Annotated in this window: 17 protein-coding genes, 1 tRNA gene and 1 pseudogene; 11 read left to right on the top strand and 8 right to left on the bottom strand. The window is 70.0% G+C overall.

From position 1 onward, the window contains the following. Positions 1 to 203: 203 nt before the first annotated feature. From U8525_RS05185 to U8525_RS05170, 4 genes and pseudogenes are all read left to right on the top strand, one after another. A pseudogene (locus U8525_RS05185) lies at positions 204 to 646 on the top strand (methyl-accepting chemotaxis protein); the annotation flags it as partial. Further along, positions 643 to 897 carry a hypothetical protein gene (locus tag U8525_RS05180; RefSeq protein WP_374261833.1) on the top strand — a complete coding sequence of 85 codons (255 nt, stop codon included), beginning with the start codon at positions 643 to 645 and terminating at the stop codon, positions 895 to 897. The pseudogene U8525_RS05185 and the gene U8525_RS05180, both read left to right, overlap by 4 nt. 24 nt (positions 898 to 921) lie before the next feature. Further along, positions 922 to 1,065 (top strand): hypothetical protein, encoded by a 144-nt coding sequence (locus U8525_RS05175; RefSeq protein ID WP_374261831.1) that lies wholly within the window; start codon positions 922 to 924, stop codon positions 1,063 to 1,065. 120 nt (positions 1,066 to 1,185) lie between these two features. Beyond that, entirely contained in the window at positions 1,186 to 1,812 is a 627-nt protein-coding gene (locus U8525_RS05170; protein ID WP_374261829.1) for a hemolysin III family protein, read from the top strand. Here U8525_RS05170 and U8525_RS05165 read toward each other — a convergent pair. Then, the gene (locus tag U8525_RS05165; protein ID WP_374261827.1) at positions 1,809 to 2,048 is read right to left on the bottom strand and encodes a hypothetical protein; all 240 of its coding nucleotides are present in this window, start codon (positions 2,046 to 2,048) and stop codon (positions 1,809 to 1,811) included. The genes U8525_RS05170 and U8525_RS05165 overlap by 4 nt on opposite strands. Before the next feature lie 207 nt (positions 2,049 to 2,255). Here U8525_RS05165 and U8525_RS05160 point away from each other — a divergent pair, with 207 nt between their 5' ends. Both U8525_RS05160 and U8525_RS05155 read left to right on the top strand, forming a co-directional pair. Then, complete coding sequence (locus tag U8525_RS05160) at positions 2,256 to 3,497, top strand: FAD-dependent oxidoreductase (RefSeq protein ID WP_374261825.1); 1,242 nt, start codon at positions 2,256 to 2,258, stop codon at positions 3,495 to 3,497. Between the two features lie 150 nt (positions 3,498 to 3,647). Beyond that, entirely contained in the window at positions 3,648 to 4,373 is a 726-nt protein-coding gene (locus U8525_RS05155) for an SRPBCC family protein (RefSeq protein ID WP_374261823.1), read from the top strand. 88 nt (positions 4,374 to 4,461) lie between these two features. Here U8525_RS05155 and U8525_RS05150 read toward each other — a convergent pair whose 3' ends face one another. After that, positions 4,462 to 4,797 (bottom strand): hypothetical protein, encoded by a 336-nt coding sequence (locus tag U8525_RS05150; protein ID WP_374261821.1) that lies wholly within the window; start codon positions 4,795 to 4,797, stop codon positions 4,462 to 4,464. Positions 4,798 to 5,285: 488 nt separating this feature from the next. On the opposite strand from U8525_RS05150, the gene U8525_RS05145 reads away from it, so the two are divergent. Together U8525_RS05145 and U8525_RS05140 are read left to right on the top strand one after the other, a co-directional pair. Beyond that, complete coding sequence (locus U8525_RS05145; RefSeq protein ID WP_374261819.1) at positions 5,286 to 5,711, top strand: OsmC family protein; 426 nt, start codon at positions 5,286 to 5,288, stop codon at positions 5,709 to 5,711. 42 nt (positions 5,712 to 5,753) lie between these two features. After that, entirely contained in the window at positions 5,754 to 5,951 is a 198-nt protein-coding gene (locus tag U8525_RS05140; protein WP_374261817.1) for a hypothetical protein, read from the top strand. 12 nt (positions 5,952 to 5,963) lie between these two features. Here the strand turns inward: U8525_RS05140 and U8525_RS05135 are convergent, their stop codons facing one another. Then, positions 5,964 to 6,512, bottom strand: coding sequence for a YceI family protein (locus U8525_RS05135; RefSeq protein ID WP_374261815.1), 549 nt, complete (start codon positions 6,510 to 6,512; stop codon positions 5,964 to 5,966). A gap of 152 nt (positions 6,513 to 6,664) precedes the next feature. Here U8525_RS05135 and U8525_RS05130 point away from each other — a divergent pair, with 152 nt between their 5' ends. Together U8525_RS05130 and U8525_RS05125 are read left to right on the top strand one after the other, a co-directional pair. Next, positions 6,665 to 7,570: a LysR substrate-binding domain-containing protein gene (locus U8525_RS05130; protein WP_374261813.1), complete on the top strand. Its 906-nt coding sequence runs from the start codon at positions 6,665 to 6,667 to the stop codon at positions 7,568 to 7,570. A 108-nt stretch (positions 7,571 to 7,678) separates the two neighbouring features. After that, positions 7,679 to 8,374, top strand: coding sequence for a pirin family protein (locus U8525_RS05125; protein WP_374261811.1), 696 nt, complete (start codon positions 7,679 to 7,681; stop codon positions 8,372 to 8,374). A 119-nt stretch (positions 8,375 to 8,493) separates the two neighbouring features. Here the strand turns inward: U8525_RS05125 and U8525_RS05120 are convergent, their stop codons facing one another. Next, positions 8,494 to 9,039 carry a DUF2378 family protein gene (locus U8525_RS05120; protein WP_374261809.1) on the bottom strand — a complete coding sequence of 182 codons (546 nt, stop codon included), beginning with the start codon at positions 9,037 to 9,039 and terminating at the stop codon, positions 8,494 to 8,496. 396 nt (positions 9,040 to 9,435) lie between these two features. On the opposite strand from U8525_RS05120, the gene U8525_RS05115 reads away from it, so the two are divergent. Beyond that, positions 9,436 to 13,362 carry a Dyp-type peroxidase gene (locus U8525_RS05115; protein WP_374261807.1) on the top strand — a complete coding sequence of 1,309 codons (3,927 nt, stop codon included), beginning with the start codon at positions 9,436 to 9,438 and terminating at the stop codon, positions 13,360 to 13,362. Between the two features lie 58 nt (positions 13,363 to 13,420). On the opposite strand, the gene U8525_RS05110 is transcribed toward U8525_RS05115, so the two are convergent. From U8525_RS05110 to pgk, 4 genes are all read right to left on the bottom strand, one after another. Next, positions 13,421 to 13,502 (bottom strand) — tRNA-Leu (locus tag U8525_RS05110). 84 nt (positions 13,503 to 13,586) lie between these two features. After that, the gene (gene secG / locus U8525_RS05105) at positions 13,587 to 13,997 is read right to left on the bottom strand and encodes a preprotein translocase subunit SecG (protein ID WP_374261805.1); all 411 of its coding nucleotides are present in this window, start codon (positions 13,995 to 13,997) and stop codon (positions 13,587 to 13,589) included. Positions 13,998 to 14,081: 84 nt separating this feature from the next. Then, positions 14,082 to 14,843 carry a triose-phosphate isomerase gene (tpiA, locus tag U8525_RS05100; protein ID WP_374261804.1) on the bottom strand — a complete coding sequence of 254 codons (762 nt, stop codon included), beginning with the start codon at positions 14,841 to 14,843 and terminating at the stop codon, positions 14,082 to 14,084. A 39-nt stretch (positions 14,844 to 14,882) separates the two neighbouring features. Then, positions 14,883 to 16,076 (bottom strand): phosphoglycerate kinase, encoded by a 1,194-nt coding sequence (pgk, locus tag U8525_RS05095; protein ID WP_374261802.1) that lies wholly within the window; start codon positions 16,074 to 16,076, stop codon positions 14,883 to 14,885. Between the last annotated feature and the right edge of the window lie 29 nt (positions 16,077 to 16,105).

Raw genomic sequence — 16,105 nt, 5'->3', positions numbered from 1 at the left:
ACAGTCAGGCGGGAGCCCGCCATGCTCCACCTCGGCTACCCCACGAGCGGCCCAGCTCCCGTTCCCAGGCAACCTCGGATACGGCGGGCATGCTCGCGCTGTGCTGAAGACACGCATGGGACCTGGGTACAGGCGCCTCGGTCTTCATTCCGCGCGCCGTCGAGGGCGGCACCACGCCGAGCCCTCGCAGGCCCGTCCGCCCTGTGGAGGCCAGGGAGATGCGTCGACTGGCGGACCAGTCCATCCGCGCCACCGAGCGCATCCGCGACGTGCTCGACGGCGTGAGCCTGAGCATGCGCGAGGCCGCGCGGACGAGCGAACAGGGCGAGGCGCGCGTGCAGGTGAGCCTGGACGCGGTCCGCACCTCCGGCGCCCAGTTGCAGGAGCTGACCCGCATCATCGGCGACACCAGCGGCAGCGTGCGGCAGATCACCCAGGCCGTGGCCCAGCAGGACTCGAGCACGCACCAGATCGCCCTGGCCATCCAGGAGCTGTCCGGGCGATGCAGCGCACGCTGCAGGCCGTGGAGGAGACGCGCACCGTCACCCAGGCCGTGCAGGCGCTGGCGGAGGTCATGTCGAGCGCCGCGGGCAACGCGCTCCGCTCGGGCACGCTGGACGGCCAGCCAGGTCCCGAGACCGCGTGAAGGCCGCGGCCGGCTCGGCTACACTCCGGGCCATGGTGCCCCTGAGCGACCACTCCGGACTGCCGCCCGAGCGCCGCGCCGCCCTGGAGCGGCAGCTCGCGCCGCTCGCCCTGCTGCAGGACGTGGTGCGCTGGGGCTTCGCGAGCACGCCGCCGCGCGACGTGGCGGAGGTGGTGGTCCAGGACGAGTTCACCCACGACGTGGTGCTGCCCTGGGAAGAGGAGCGCTACCTCGTCTTCGACACCACCTGACTGGGCGGGGTCACCTCGGTCTCCGTGTGGGACCACCGCCCCACCGCCGATGAGCTGCTGGACGCGCGGCTGCGCGCCGGCTGGACGCCCACGCCGACGAGCACCGTCGACGGGGACGTCATCCTGGGCCACGCCGCGTGCCGCGTCCCATCCCGGGCCGCGCGCTGACGACCTGGCAACACTCGCCCGGGGCGATGCGTCGCCCCCGCGACGTCCGGGCGCGGCGGCGCGCGGACGCTGACGAAGCCATGACGTGCGGGAAGTACGAGCACCGCCATGGAAGCGAGCATGAAGCCCCGGCTGCGGGGTCTGTCCCACGTCATCGCGTTCGTGGCGGCGCTGTTGGGTTGCGTGCGGCTGGCGCAGGTGCCGGTGCAGGGCATGCAGTACGCGGCGAACCTGGTGTTCGGCGGCAGCCTGGTGCTGATGTTCGGCGTGAGCGGGGGCTACCACTGGCCCACCTGGAGCGCCGCGATGTACCAGCGGATCCGCCGGTTCGACCACGCGGCCATCTTCATCCTCATCGCGGGGAGCTTCACGCCGCTGGCGACCCTGGACCCCATGGGGGGCCTGAGTCAGCGGCTGCTCTGGCTGATGTGGGGCGCGGCGCTGGCGGGCGCCACGCTGACCCTCGCGGGCATCTCCGCGTCGCGAGGGCTGCGCTCCGGGCTCTACGTGGCGCTGGGCTGCGTGGCGGCCCCGGTGTTCTGGAACCTCCCGACGGTCATGGGCCAGGGCCGGGTGGGCTGGCTCTTCTTCGGGGCCATGCTCTACGCCGTGGGCGCGGTGGTGTACGCGCGCCGTTGGCCGGATCCGGTGCCCCACGTGTTCGGCTACCACGAGGTGTTCCACCTCATGGTCATCGCCGCGGCCGCCACGCACTACATCGTGCTGCTGGACTTCGTGGGTCGTTAGTCCGGCCGGGGGTTCATCCTGCCCGCCAGGCCCGGCCAGGGCTGTGACTGCCTCTCGAAGGGCGGCTTCGGATACAGGGTGACGGGGTTCCGCAGCGGCTGCGCGGGCGCGGTGGCCGTCCCGGCGTCAGTGGCCACCGCGGCGGGCGTCGTGACGAACGCGGCGGCGATGCCCGTCGCCAGCCCGCCCACCACCTGGCGACGTGAAGGCGCGTTGCTGTTGTCATCCGGTTCCATCGTGTGGCTCCTGGGCTCTGGGGGAAGGCGCCCGACCCAAGCGGGTCCAGGCGCAGCGGGGAGAAGGCATTCACGTCAACGGACCGGTGGGCGACATCCCGCTCCGCGCCTCGCGGTGCGATTGTCGGGCACCGCACGCCGCATCGTCCGCGCCTCCAGGTGCCCCGCAGACGGGCGGGTGGAAGCTTCCATCGAGGAGGGACGGCCATGGCCCACCCGGCGCTCACCACGCAGTGCTGCATCGCGGGCGGCGGCCCGGCGGGGATGATGCTGGGGCTGCTCCTGGCGCGGGCCGGCGTGGAGGTGAAGGTGCTGGAGAAGCACGCGGACTTCCTCCGCGACTTCCGGGGCGACACGCTCCACCCCTCCACGCTGGAGCTGATGCACGAGCTGGGCTGGCTGGACGAGCTGCTCGCGCTTCCCCACTCGAAGGTCGTGGACCTGCGCTTCCAGGTCGACGGGCACGACATCACCGTGGGGGACTTCCGCCACCTCCCCACGCACGCGCGCTTCCTCGCGTTCATGCCGCAGTGGGACCTGCTCGACTTCCTGGCGCGCAAGGCCGCCCTGTATCCCGGCTTCCAGCTGCTCCGCCGCGCGGAGGTGACGGAGCTGATGCGCGACGGCGACGGCGAGGTGACCGGGGTCCGCGCACGGACGCCCGGGGGCCCGCTGGACGTGCACGCGTCGCTGGTGGTGGCGGCGGACGGCCGCAAGTCCACGCTGCGGGAGCGGTCCGGCCTGGAGGTGCGGGTCCTGGGCGCGCCCATGGACGTGCTCTGGTTCAGCGTGACGCGCAGGCCGGATGACGCGGACCCGCCCCTGGGCCGCTTCGAGCGCGGCGAGCTCTTCCTCCTCATCAACCAGGGCGACCGGTGGCAGTGCGGCCGGGTCATCCCCAAGGGCGGCACCGCGGCCCTTCAGGCGCGTGGCCTGGAGTCGTTCCGCGAGCAGTTCGTGAGCCGCGTGCCGTTCCTCGCCGACCGCGCCGGCGAGCTCCGAAGCTGGGACGACGTGAAGCTGCTGACCGTGCGGGTGGAGCGGCTGCGCACCTGGTACCGGCCCGGCCTGCTGTGCATCGGCGACGCGGCGCACGCGATGTCGCCCGTGGGCGGCGTGGGCATCAACCTGGCGGTGCAGGACGCGGTGGCCGCCGCCAACCTGCTCGCGGGGCCCCTGCTCGCCCGGCACGTCACGACCGAGGACCTGCGCCGCGTCCAGCGGCGCCGCGAGCTCCCCACCCGGCTCACCCAGCGGGCGCAGGTGTTCATCCAGGACCGCGTGGTGGACCCGGCGCTCCGGAAGCACGCTTTCAGCGACGGCCGGCTGCCGCTGGCCCTCCGCTGGGTGGAGCGCATCCCCGCGCTGCGCCGCATCCCCGCGCGCCTGGTGGGCCTGGGCCTCCGTCCCGAGCACATCCACACGCCGGTCGCCGCGCCCCTTCACTGAGGAGAGGAGCGCAGGGCCGCCGGTCCCCACGGCCCTGCCCCGGGCGCGGTTGTCCTCGCGCGGTGCGGCCCCAAGGTTCGCGGGAGTGCCTGACGCCCTTGCATCACCCTCCTGTGCGTCAGGCCGGGAGGAACCATGGAGAGCTCACGAATGACGACCGCCCTGCAGGAGATCCGGTCCCGGGGAGAAGAATCCTTCGAGGGGGTTCGCGCAGGGCAATGGAGCAAGGCCGCCACGGCCGTGGTCGCGGCGGCGCTGATGTCCCTGGGCCTGAAGCGCCGTTCTCTCGGGGGGACGGTGGTCGCGCTGGCCGGCGGCGCCCTGCTCTACCGGGGCCTGCAAGGCCGGACGGCGCGCCGCGAGGGGGCGGGCGAGAGAGCGCGGCGCGGGCACTTCATCGAGGTGGAGCACTCGCTCACGGTGGGCCGTCCGGCGGAGGCGCTCTACCGCCTGTGGCGTGAGCCCTCCACCCTGAGCCACCTGATGGCGGGCTTCGCGGACGTCACGCCCACGGAAGGCGACGGCCGGCACTGGGAGCTCCACGAGCTGCTGGGACGCAGGCTGCGATTCGACTCCCGCGTCGTGGAGGACCGCCCGGCGGAGCTCATCCGCTGGGAGTCCACGGAGGACAGCGCGGTGAGGCTCCGCGGCTGGGTCCGCTTCCGGCCCACCCCGGCGGACCTGGACACGGAGGTGACGCTGCACGTGGGCTTCCTTCCGCCAGGAGGCGCGCTGGTGGAGGCGCTGGCGCAGCGGCTGCGCGCCATCCCCACCCAGCGGGTGATGACGGCGCTGCGCCGGTTCAAGACCCTGGCGGAGACCGGAGAGGCTCCCACGCTGGGCCGCGACCCTTCCGATCGCGTGAACGCGGATTGACCCCGCGGGCGCTGAAGCCCTCCGGTCCGCCGGAGGACCTCCTCACGGGCTTCGTCGCGAACGCGGCCGAGGCCCGGAGCGGCAATGCCTAGCAGCCCATGCAGACCGGCCGGATGACCTGCCAGCTGCCGCAGCCGTTGTCGCCGCAGCACGTCTGGTAGAGCGTGCCACTCCGGCCGTAGTCGCCGTTGTGCCAGCTTCCGTCGCCGCCCACCTCGCGACACGCGCCGCAGGTCGAGGACCAGCTGACCTGCTCCGCCAGGTACTCGCCAATGGCACAGTTGGGCGTCTTGCCGATGCCCTGCTCTACCTGCGCGGCCTCACCGGCCTGCGGCGTCGCGTCCGGCTCCGACGCGGGGCCACAGGCGGTCAGGAGGCCCACGGAGAAGGTCGTCACGACCCAGGCGCGGATCATGTTTCGCATGCAGGGTGCTCCAGGCGGCGGAGGCTGGAATGCCTCGCGTCCCCCAGTCCGGCAGAAAGCGATATCCGGCGCAACCGGGATGTTTGACTTTGACCCCGCTGTTCCTTTTCCGCCCCAGTGCTCGCAATGGCTCTCTTTCGTCCGCTGGCGGTGTTCCATTTCCTGACGCGGTGGAGCCGGGCTGGGCTCCTTCACGCCGAGCCTCGCGGAGGCGGTAGGACCCACGGGTCAGGTGGTTGGCCACCGACATCGACGACGGGGCCCTCCAGCGGCTCCGCGCGCGGGTCCTCAGACGGTTTCCGGCCGCGCCGCTGTCGCCCACCGTCCAGAACCCGGGCCTTCGCGCACGGGAGCGTCCATTCCCTTGCAGAACCCGGCGCGCATCCGCCAGCAGGACCGCCCCGCACCAGCGAGCGCCCTACCTTCCTGCGCGCGAAGACGCGCCGGACGCGGCAGGGCGCCGCGCCACGCATGGGGAGGCGAACGCCATGGGTATCAGCAAGGGCAGTGCGCAGTGGAGCGGCGGGTTCAAGGACGGCAAGGGCGCCATGAAGCCCGGCCACGGCTCGGACGTCCCGTTCTCGGTCGGCACGCGCTTCGAGGGTCAGCAGGGCAGCAACCCGGAGGAGCTCATCGGCGCGGCGCTCTCCGGCTGCTTCTCCATGGCCCTGTCGGTGGGGCTGGAGAAGGCGGGCCTGAAGCCGACGCGCATCCAGACGAGCGCGGACGTGCACCTGGACAAGGAGGGGGACGGCTTCGCCATCACCACCATCGCGCTGACCACCGAGGCCGCCGTCCCCGGCGCCAACGACGCCCAGTTCCAGAAGATCGCCGAGGAGACCAAGAAGGGCTGCCCCGTCTCCAAGGCGCTCGCCGGGGTGAACATCACGCTGAAGGCGAAGCTGGCGACCTGACGGGCCTTCCCGCCGGCCTCAGCCGACGGCAGCCGCGAGACGGTGACCTTCGGCGCCAGCACGGACACCCGCTACGTGGCGGACTTCAACTACCTGCTGCCCGGCACCTACCAGGTGGACCTGGTGGGGCCGGAGGGCGTGTCGTTCACCACGGACCTCGCGCGCCCGGCGACCGCGACGGTCGGTTCGGGCGCGGAGTCGGACGTGCACTTCGTCCTGACGTCCTACGACGTCGAGTAGCCCCGCCGGGGTTCAGGCCGCCTTCTCGCCCGACTGCGCCTGGGCGGCCTGGACCTCGAGGGCGATCTCGATCTTCTCGCCCACCAGCACCCCACCCGCCTCCAGGGCCTGGTTCCAGGTCAGGCCGAAGTCGCTGCGGTTGATGGACGTCTTCGCCTCGAACGCGGCCTTGGTGTTGCCCCACGGGTCCTTGGCGATGCCCAGCTGCTCGGCCTCCAGGACGACCTCGCGGCTGATGCCGCGGATGGTGAGCTGGCCCGTCACCTTCAGGTGATTGCCGGAGGGCTCCACCTTCGTGCTCTGGAAGGTGATGGCGGGGAACTTCTCCACGTCGAAGAAGTCCGGCGAGCGCAGGTGGTTGTCGCGCGGCTCGACGCCGGTGCTGATGCTCGCCGCCTCGATGGAGACGGACACGGACGACGCCGCCGGGTTCGCGTCATCCAGGGTGAGGGTGCCGCCGAACTTCGTGAAGCTGCCGCGCACCTTCGCCACCACCATGTGCCGGACGGTGAAGTGGATGCCCGTGTGCGTGGTGTCGATGTTCCAGAGGGTCGAGGCCATGGTCGTCTTCCTTGTCGTGGGCGCCGCGGCAGCGGCAGTGTGTTTCAACGAGGCGTAAGGTAGCGGCCCCCCACGTTCCGGATTAGACGGGACGGACAGGATGCACTGTTCCACCACTGGAACAGTCACCCGTGCACCCGAGGGAACGGGCCATGGACCTCAACGAACTCCTCGTCTTCGCCCGGGTGGTCCAGGCGGGCAGCTTCACGGCGGCGGCGAAGGCGCTGCGCATGCCCAAGTCCACCGTCAGCCGGAAGGTGTCGGAGCTGGAGGAGCGCGTGGGCGCGCAGCTGCTCCAGCGCACCACGCGCACGCTGCACCTGACGGAGGTGGGCCGCGCGTACTACGCGCACTGCGAGCGCATCGTCGCGGAGGCGGAGGCCGCGGAGCTGGCGGTGACGCGGCTCCAGGCGGGCCCACACGGGCTCCTGCGCGTGACGACGCCGCTGTCGGTCAGCTTCCTCGCGCCGCTGGTGGCCCGCTTCATGGAGCAGTACCCGGACGTGCAGGTGGAGCTGCTCTGCACGGACCGCGCGGTGGACCTGATGGAGGAGGGCTTCGACCTGGCGGTGCGGGCCGGACGGCTGCCGGACTCGTCGCTGATGGCGCGGCGGCTGGGAGACATCGAGCGCGTGGTCGTGGCCGCGCCGGAGTACCTCCAGGCGAGGGGCGCGCCGAGGTCGCCGGCGGACCTGGTGAGGCACGACTGCCTCTTCTTCGGCACCTCGCTGCGGGGGAACGTCTGGACGCTGCACGCGAGCGGGCGCCCAGTCGACGTGAAGGTCTCTGGCCGGCTGGTGGTGAACGAGCCGGACATGCTGCACGCGGTGACGCTGCAAGGCGCCGGGGTGGCGCTGCTGCCGGGCCTCCAGTGCGGCGAGGACCTGGCGTCCGGGCGGCTCCAGCGCGTGCTGCCGGACTGGAGCTCCGCGGGCGCGCCGGTGCACGCCGTCTACCCGCCCACGCGCCACCACGTGCCCAAGGTGATGGCCTTCGTGGAGGTGCTGCGCGAGCACTGGCCCCAGCAGCAGGGAGCACTCAAGCGGGCGAAGCGCTGAGACAGTGGCCGCGTTTCGTTCCGTGGATGGAACGATGTGTCCCGAGGTTCACGTCTGGCCAGGGGGTGTTCCGGGGCGCATGTTGTGCCGCGAAAGGAAACACACACCATGCTCAACGTTCGACCTTCTGAAGCCCGCGGACATGCCAACCACGGCTGGCTGGACTCGCATCACACCTTCTCCTTCGCCAGCTACTTCGACCCCGAGCACATGGGCTTCCGCGCCCTGCGCGTCATCAACGAGGACCGCGTGCAGTCTGGCGAGGGCTTCGACACACACCCGCACCGGGACATGGAGATCATCACCTACCCGCTGAGCGGCGCCATCGCGCACCGGGACAGCACGGGAGGCCAGGGGATCCTGCGCGCTGGCGAGGTGCAGCGCATGACGGCCGGCACGGGCGTGATGCACAGCGAGCTGAACGGCTCCAACGAGGACGTCCACTTCCTGCAGATCTGGATCCTCCCGGACCGGAAGGGCCTGAAGCCGGAATATGAGCAGAAGCGCTTCCCGGAGAAGGACCGACAGGGACACTGGCGCGTGGTGGCCAGCCCGGACGCCCGCGAAGGCAGCCTCACCGTCCACCAGGACGTGCTGCTGCACAGCACGCTGCTGAGCCCGGGCGAGAAGGCGGAGTACACGCTGCCCAAGGGGCGCCACGCCTGGGTGCAGGTCGCCCGGGGCGCGGGCACGCTCAACGGCGTGGCCCTGAAGGCCGGTGACGGCGTCGCGGTGTCCGACGAGTCGAGCCTCGTGCTCACCGCCACCGAGCCGCTGGAGGCCCTGCTGTTCGACCTGGCCTGATGCGCCGGGAACGACTCCCCGGGGGACCCTGGGGAGTCCTCGGTGCGCACGCGGGACTCGCACCGCGTGAAACACAGCACTCGGTGTCGAGCGCGACGGAGCTTCGCTCCTGCGCTGTTCTAATTGGGAGCCCACTGGATGCGGTACGAGCAGGCGTGGCCGTCGAAGTCGAAGGGCTCGACGCGCAGGTTCCGGGCACCGGCCCTGGTGAGCCCCGCTTCGATGAGCCCGCGCAGGTAGCCCGGGTTCCCGTTGCACTCATTGACGCGGATGATGTGGTGACCGGGCCCCTGGGTGAGCAGCTCCGACCGCATGTAATTGTTCACGGTGTCGAAGCTCTCCTGGATGCGGACGACGACGCGCTCCGGGCCGAAGATGGGCCACATGGACACCAGCGACTTGCCGAGCACGGTCTGCTCCATCCCCTGGATGATGCCCACGCCCAGCCGTCGGTAGCCCTCGCTCACCTCCAGCCCCGGGAACAGGTGCTCCACGGTGACGCGCAGCGCGTCCGCGAAGACGGTCCGAGACGTATTGCGAGGGGACTGCGTGTCCAGGTCCAGGCCCACGTCGTTCAGTTTCGTCCGGAGCTCCGGAGTGAGCCGGTCACCGATGGAACGAAACACCCCCTCGACCGTGTGCCGATAGACGATCTCTTCTTCCACGAAACACCCCGACCCTCACCGGCGGTCCCATTCCGCCGGATCGCCCCGAAGCGTAACCCACGCTCCCCGTGAAACCGAAGCCCCCCCTCACATCGGCCCCAGGGCTGAGACGTCCCGCCGAAATTTCACGATTATTCCCGACACATCGACAATCACGCATTTCCAGCCATACCCCAGGCAGTCCAATCAAACACAAACAAATTCACACGACTTCCATGCGCCGAGACCAACGAAATCCCACAATCATTGCCATAGCGGACACCACTTAGCGGGTTCCCCTGACATCGCCTTTCGGCCTCCCGCCCCATGGCAGGGATTGTTCACACCTGATAGATGGCACGTCCCCGAGGGGAGCATGGACAGACATGCCCCTCCGACCCGCCTGGGAGACGCCGAATGCGCACGTCGTCAGTCCTTGCAGCAGAGCACCCGTCCGCGAAGTCGCTGTCCACGCAGCAGGGCAACCAGCTCAGCCACGAGCTCTGGTCCCTGGTGCAGCGCGGTCTGGTCTATCCGTCGCCGTATGCCGTGTTCACGACGTTCTGGCGCACGCCGGACGGGACCGGCGAGCCGCTGACCCGGGCGCTCCTCCAGAAGCTGATGCGGGACGTGCGCGAGGAGATCCACACCCGCTACGGGAGCGCCAACACCACCGCCATCGTCGGCGTGGGCTTCCGGCTCTGGCAGGAGTGGTGCGCAGAGGAAGGGACGGACCTCCCCGAAGGCATGAAGCTGGCCTTCCCGGAGGAGTCCTCGCAGGCCTGGCGGTCCTCGGTGTTCTCCCGTTCGAACGGGACGTTCGTCGATTCGCAAGGCGACCTGTGGTTCCACATCAAGTCCGATGAGGAGGCCCACTGCGACGCGGTCTTCGAGTTCATCCGCGCGCGGCTCCAGGACCAGGCGCGCTGCGTGCGCGCCACGCCCCATGACCACCAGAAGGCGGCCACCAAGTCCACGCGCCCGGACAAGCGCGGCGGCAAGGTGCTGGGCTGCCGCTTCGCGGAGAACCTCAACAACCCGTCCGACCCGGTCTCCATCCAGGAGCAGACGCTGGTCGGGTTCGAGGACCCCGCGCACCTGGGCGCCTCGTTCGTGCTCGCACAGCGCTTCGAGATCAACTGGGAGCACCTGCTGGACATGAGCCCCCAGCAGGTGGAGGACCTGTTGGGGCGCACCACGGAGGACATCCTCATCCCCAGCCAGGACCAACGCAGCCACATCAAGAGCGCCCGGGTGCAGGACGCCCAGGGCAACACGCTGCAGGTGCTGCGGCTGGGACTGCCCTTCGGGCAGGCGGACACGGTGCACAACACGGAGCTGCGCGCCAAGGGGGCCAGCCTCCGGGACGAGGCGGGCATCTACTTCGCGGGCTATGCCCGGAGCGTCCGCGCGCTCGAAGCCATCATGAACCAGCAGATTGGAGACCAGCGAGGCTTCATGAGGGACCGGCTGCTCTCCGAGGTCCGCTCCAACCTGGGAGGCTTCTATTACATCCCCAGCCAGGCGGACCTGGGGCTGGACCCGGTGAAGCTCCAGAGCGTGGAGCAGCAGGACTGGAGGCGCTTCCCCGGCGTGGACTGGAGCCGGCTGGACCGGCACTTCGACGTGGCCTCGTCGAATGGATACATGCATTACAACCACAAGAACTACCTGTTCCAGATGGCGACGATGTCCGGGGACAAGCGCCGGACGCACCAGCCGCCATCCAACCGGGTGCTGCAATTGCTGTCAGATGCGTTCTCCCGCTGGCAGGACAGCTGGTACGTCAACCGGACGCAGCCGGAGCTGGAGCACCTGTGCGCCTACGTGGCGCGCCAGTACGGCCCCGCGAAGGCCCGGGAGGTGATGGGGCTCTCCATCGTGGAGCGCATGGGGTGGACCATCAAGGTCAGCCTGGGGCAGGTCTTCGCGAGCGACGCCTACGGCTTCCGAGGCCGCCGTCAGGACGCGCAGGGCAACTGGTACAACGGCGCGGACACCTACCGCATCCACCCGGTGGAGCTCATCGTGGGGGCCCTGCCCAACCTGGGGCTCGGGCAGGGGCGGTATGTCATTGATTACGCGCGCAAGGACGAGGAGTTGGGCAACTTCTTCGCCGGGCTGAGCTCCGCGTCGGGAGTGGGCCACCTGGTGCCGGGCTTCCAGCGAGCACTGGACCGGGGCCTGGGCGAGCTGATGGCGGACGTCCAGAAGCGGCACGACGCGACCCAGGACGAAGGCAAGCGCCAGTTCTACCGAGGCGTCGTGCTGTCGCTGGAGGGCGTGCGTGACCACTGCCTGGCCTATGCGGCGCTCGCGGGCAAGCTGGCCGCGGAGCTGCCCCTGGGGCAGCACGCCGAGCGCGACAACCTGCTGAAGATCCAGGAGCGGATGCAGCGGCTGGCGACGGAGCGCCCCCAGACGATGCTCGAGGCCGCGCAGTTGCTCTTCACGCTGCACGCGAGCCTGCACCTCATTGGCGAGCCCACGGCGGTGGGCCGGTTGGATCAGCTGCTCAACCCGTTCTACGAGCGCGACGTGGCGGCGGGCGTGCTGGATGACGAGCAGGCGCAGGAGATCATCGACTGCTTCTGGGTGAAGCTGGGGGAGAAGGTGCTGCTCAACCGCCAGTTCGTGGAGGACCACCAGCCCTTCGGCAACCTGGCGATGGGCGGCATGAGCGGCAACTATCCGCAGGGCGCCGCGAACAACCAGTGGATCCAGCAGGTGACGGTGGGAGGGACGGTCGCGGACGAGACGCCCGGCGAGGGTCGGCCCGCGTACAACCGCGTCACCCTCCTCTGCCTGAGGGCGGCGCGGCGGCTGCCACTCAACGCGCCGTGCCTGTCGTTGCGCGTGCGCAAGGACATCCCTCCTGAGTACCTGCACGAGGCGGCGCTGGCAATCCTCAGCGGCGGCGCGCACCCCATCCTGCTCAGCGACGAGAAGATCATCCCCGGGATGCGGCACAGCGGTGACCGTGTGGGCCAGGGCACGCAGCCCACGGCGGCCACGCCGGTGGCGCAGAAGGCCGGGAGCGCGTGGAGGAGCGAGGTGGCGCTCCAGGCCGCGAGGGACTACGCCTGCGACGGCTGCTACGAGCCACAGATCGTGGGGCAGAACTGGTTCACGCTGGGAGGCATGACGGCGCTGTCACCGCTGGAGGCCGCGCTCAACCAGGGCAAGGCCTGGAGCTCGGCGGGGCCCATGTATTTCCGGGGCCAGCGGGTCTCCTTCTCCTCGCCTCCTCCAGCGGCCATCCAGTCGTTCGAGCAGCTCCAGGACCTGTTCTTCCAGCACCTGAGCTGGATGTACGCGAAGCAGGCGGACGGCCTGGTGGGCGTCTTCGGAACAATGAGCGCCGTATGCCCGTCGCCGTTGCTGTCGGTGTTCGTGGACGACTGCATCGACAAGGGATTGGACCTATACGGGGGTGGAGCCCGCTACAACATGGTGGCCCCGTGCATCACGGCCCTCTCCACGGCCATCAACTCGCTGTACGCCATCCGGAAGATGGTCTTCGAGCGGGACACGGCGGTGACGTCCCTGCCGGAGCTGGTGGAGGCGCTGCTGTGCGACTGGGGCTACAAGATGGACGAGCCCTTCATCAGCACCTTCGCGGGCCCCGCGCGCATCGAGGCGAAGGCGCAGCGCTTCCGGGACCTGCGACAGGTGGCGCTGGCGCAGCCGCGATACGGCCGGGGAAATGAAGAGGTGGACCGCTTCGGCAATGCCTTCATCCAGCGAGTGGCGGAGACGGTGGTGCGAGTCTTCACGGAGCCGGCCGAGCCCACGGCCCAGAAGATGGTGGACCTCGCGAAGAGGTTCGGGACACCGGAGAAGCCGTTCGGCGGGTTCCAGATCCAACCGGGCGCCGGCACCTTCGAGAACTACGTGGAGTTCGGCGCGACCTGCGGCGCCTCCGCGGATGGACGGCGACTCGGGGAGCCGCTGGCCTCGGACCTGAGCCCGTCACCGAGCATCGCGGACCAGCCAGTGGATCATCAGGAGGATGGCTTCGTGCGAGCGCTGTCGGGCTACACCGGCACGGGAGCGGAGGGCTTCACGAGCGGAGCGCCCACGGACTTCAACATCCGCGAGGACTTCCCGGTGGGCTCGCTGGAGCGGGTGCTGCACGCGTTCGCCCGGGGACAGGGCTCGAACATCCTGACCATCACCTGCGCCAACCCGGAGACCTTCGAGCAGGCGTCGAAGGACCCGGAGAAGTACGACGTGCTCCGGGTGCGCATGGGCGGCTGGTCTGAGTTCTTCGTCTCCATGTTCCCGGGGCATCAGGAACAGCACCAGCGCCGGCCGCTCAGCACGCCTGACGTGGAGCGCTGAGCCGCACTGCAAAGACAAAAGCCCCCGAGTCTTTCGACTCGGGGGCTCTTGTTCGGAGTGCCCAGGGCGGGATTCGAACCCGCACACCTTTCGGCGCCACCCCCTCAAGATGGTGTGTCTACCAGTTCCACCACCTGGGCATTCGGCGGGGTCCATCTACCGGACCCCGTGGATTCACGCAACAACCATTTCAACCGTCGCGTGAATCCGATGCTTCCTGACGGCTACTGCGCGGGCGCCGGAGCCGGCGTCGTCGGCGCGGGAGCCTCCTGGCCCTCCGCCGGCGGCGTCGCGGAACGCTCCTGCTCCACCGCGCCCGGGGCCGCCGGAGGCGGCGTGGTGGCTCCCGGCGTCGCCGGGGCCGTCTTCGCCGGCGGCGTCGCCACCGAACCCGCGGCCACCGACGAACGCAGGCCCACCATCGACAGGCCCAGCGACGTCAGGAAGAACAAGCCGGCGCAGACGCCCGTCAGCTTGCTCAAGAAGGTCACCGCTCCGCGCCCACCGAAGGCGCTCGTCGCGGCGCCGCCACCGAGGGCGGAGCCCATGCCGGCGTCCTTCCCCGGCTGCAGCAAGATGACGAAGATCATGAACACGCAGAGCAGGACGTGCACGATCGTGAAGAAGGTCAGCATGGGGCTTCCAGACGCTCCGTGGAAAGAGGGCGCAACCTACACAAAGTGGTCAACGGGTGACAACTTCTAACGGGCCCGACGACTTCAGCCGGCCGCCTTCACGATGGCCACGAAGTCCGACGCCTTGAGGCTCGCTCCCCCCACGAGCGCCCCGTCCACGTCCGGCTGCCCCAGCAATTCCGCCGCGTTGTCCGGCTTCACGCTGCCTCCGTACTGGATGCGCACCCGGCCAGCCGTCCCCTCGTCGTACATCCGGCCGAGCAGGCTCCGGATGGCCGCGTGGACCTCCTGCGCCTGCGCCGTGGTGGCCGTCTTGCCGGTGCCAATCGCCCACACCGGCTCGTACGCCAGCACGAAACCGGCCACGTCCGCCCCGGAGAAGCCGTCCAGCCCCCCCCGCACCTGGCGCTCCACCACCGTCAGCGTCTGGTTCGCCTCGCGCTCGGCCAGCGTCTCGCCCACGCAGAGGATGGGCGTCATCCCGGCGGCCTTCACCGCCTTCGCCCGCTTGTTCACCGTGGCGTCCGTCTCACCGAAGAACTGACGGCGCTCGGAGTGCCCCACGATGACGTAGGCACACCCCAGCTCCACCAGCATCGGCGCGCTGATCTCGCCCGTGAAGGCGCCCGAGGGCTCCCAGTGGCAGTTCTGCGCCGCCAGTTGGATGGGCGCTCCTTCCAGCGCGACGTGCAGCGGCTGCAGCGCGACGAAGGGAGGCGCGATGGCCACCTCCACCTTGTCGCCCAGCGCCGCCACCGCGCCGCGAAGCTCCCGCACCAGCGCGAGCGCTTCCGGCACCGTCTTGTTCATCTTCCAGTTGCCAGCGACGATCTTCCGACGAGCCATCGTGGTGTCTCCCCCGGTGCGTACCGCGTGGGTGGTGCCCTACTTCGTCTCCAGCGCCTTGATGCCGGGCAGCTCCCGGCCCTCCAGGAACTCCAGCGACGCGCCGCCGCCCGTGGACACGTGGCTCATCTTGTCCGCGTAGCCCATCTGCTCCACCGCCGCCGCGCTGTCGCCGCCGCCAATCACCGTCGTGGCGTCCTTGTTGATGGACATCGCCGCGGCCACCGACCGCGTGCCCTCCGCGAACCTGGCCACCTCGAAGCGGCCCATGGGCCCGTTCCACACCACCGTCTTCGCGTCGCGGATGCGCTGCGTGTACATCGCGCGCGTCTTGGGCCCGATGTCCAGGCCCATCATGTCCGCGGGGATCTCCTGGTCCGGCGTCTCCTGCACCGGGCCGTTGCCGTCCGGGTCCGCGCACACGACGTGGTCGATGGGCAGCACCAGCGGCGTCTTCAGGCGCCTGGCCGTGTCCAGCAGCTTCGCCGCCAGCGCCAGCTTGTCGCCCTCCTCCACCCGGCTCTTGCCCACCTCGATGCCCTGCGCCTTCAGGAAGGTGTACGCCATGGCGCCGCCCACGAGCAGCGCGTCCACCTTGGGCAGCAGGCTCTCGATGACCTTGATCTTGTCGCTCACCTTGGAGCCGCCCAGGATGGCCACGAAGGGCTTCCGCGGATTGCGCAGCACCTTGTCGCCCAGGTACTCGATCTCCTTGCGCATCAGGAAGCCGGCGGCCTTCTCCTTCACGAAGGGCACCATGCCGGCCGTGGACGCGTGCGCGCGGTGCGCCGTGCCGAACGCGTCGTTGACGTAGACGTCCGCCAGCGCCGCCAGCTCGCGCGCGAAGGCCTCGTCGTTCGCCTCCTCCTCCTTGTGGAAGCGCAGGTTCTCCAGGAGGAGCACCTGCCCCGCCTTCAGGTCATTCACCTGCTTCTTCACGTTGTCCCCCACGCAGTCGTCCGCGTGGATGACCTCGTGCTTGCCGCCCAGCAGCTCCGCCAGCTTCTCCGCGACGAGCACCGTGGACAGCTTGGGGTCCGGCCCCTTGGGCCGACCGAGGTGGGACGCCAGGATGACCTTGCCGCCCATCTCCAGCGCGCGCCGGATGGTGGGGAGCGCTTCACGGATGCGGGTGTCGTCGGTGACGCGGCGCCCCTCCAGCGGGACGTTGAAGTCCACGCGGATGAAGACGCGCTTGCCGGTCAACTGCAGGTCATCGATGTAGCGGATCATCTTGGGTGTCCCTTGTGCCTGTCTCGGTC

Source organism: Corallococcus sp. RDP092CA (assembly GCF_041903675.1).
GTDB lineage: Bacteria > Myxococcota > Myxococcia > Myxococcales > Myxococcaceae > Corallococcus.
Note: the sequence above shows the minus strand (reverse complement) of the source record. Positions and strands in the feature narration are given on the sequence as shown.

Bases quoted from the DNA above. Each gene is read 5' to 3' on its own strand.
- U8525_RS05170 (WP_374261829.1), top strand. From the start codon at position 1,186: ATGAAGCCCCGGCTGCGGGGTCTGTCCCACGTCATCGCGTTCGTGGCG.
- U8525_RS05165 (WP_374261827.1), bottom strand. From the start codon at position 2,048: ATGGAACCGGATGACAACAGCAACGCGCCTTCACGTCGCCAGGTGGTG.
- U8525_RS05160 (WP_374261825.1), top strand. From the start codon at position 2,256: ATGGCCCACCCGGCGCTCACCACGCAGTGCTGCATCGCGGGCGGCGGC.
- U8525_RS05155 (WP_374261823.1), top strand. From the start codon at position 3,648: ATGACGACCGCCCTGCAGGAGATCCGGTCCCGGGGAGAAGAATCCTTC.
- U8525_RS05150 (WP_374261821.1), bottom strand. From the start codon at position 4,797: ATGCGAAACATGATCCGCGCCTGGGTCGTGACGACCTTCTCCGTGGGC.
- U8525_RS05145 (WP_374261819.1), top strand. From the start codon at position 5,286: ATGGGTATCAGCAAGGGCAGTGCGCAGTGGAGCGGCGGGTTCAAGGAC.
- U8525_RS05135 (WP_374261815.1), bottom strand. From the start codon at position 6,512: ATGGCCTCGACCCTCTGGAACATCGACACCACGCACACGGGCATCCAC.
- U8525_RS05130 (WP_374261813.1), top strand. From the start codon at position 6,665: ATGGACCTCAACGAACTCCTCGTCTTCGCCCGGGTGGTCCAGGCGGGC.
- U8525_RS05125 (WP_374261811.1), top strand. From the start codon at position 7,679: ATGCTCAACGTTCGACCTTCTGAAGCCCGCGGACATGCCAACCACGGC.
- U8525_RS05115 (WP_374261807.1), top strand. From the start codon at position 9,436: ATGCGCACGTCGTCAGTCCTTGCAGCAGAGCACCCGTCCGCGAAGTCG.
- secG (WP_374261805.1), bottom strand. From the start codon at position 13,997: ATGCTGACCTTCTTCACGATCGTGCACGTCCTGCTCTGCGTGTTCATG.
- tpiA (WP_374261804.1), bottom strand. From the start codon at position 14,843: ATGGCTCGTCGGAAGATCGTCGCTGGCAACTGGAAGATGAACAAGACG.
- pgk (WP_374261802.1), bottom strand. From the start codon at position 16,076: ATGATCCGCTACATCGATGACCTGCAGTTGACCGGCAAGCGCGTCTTC.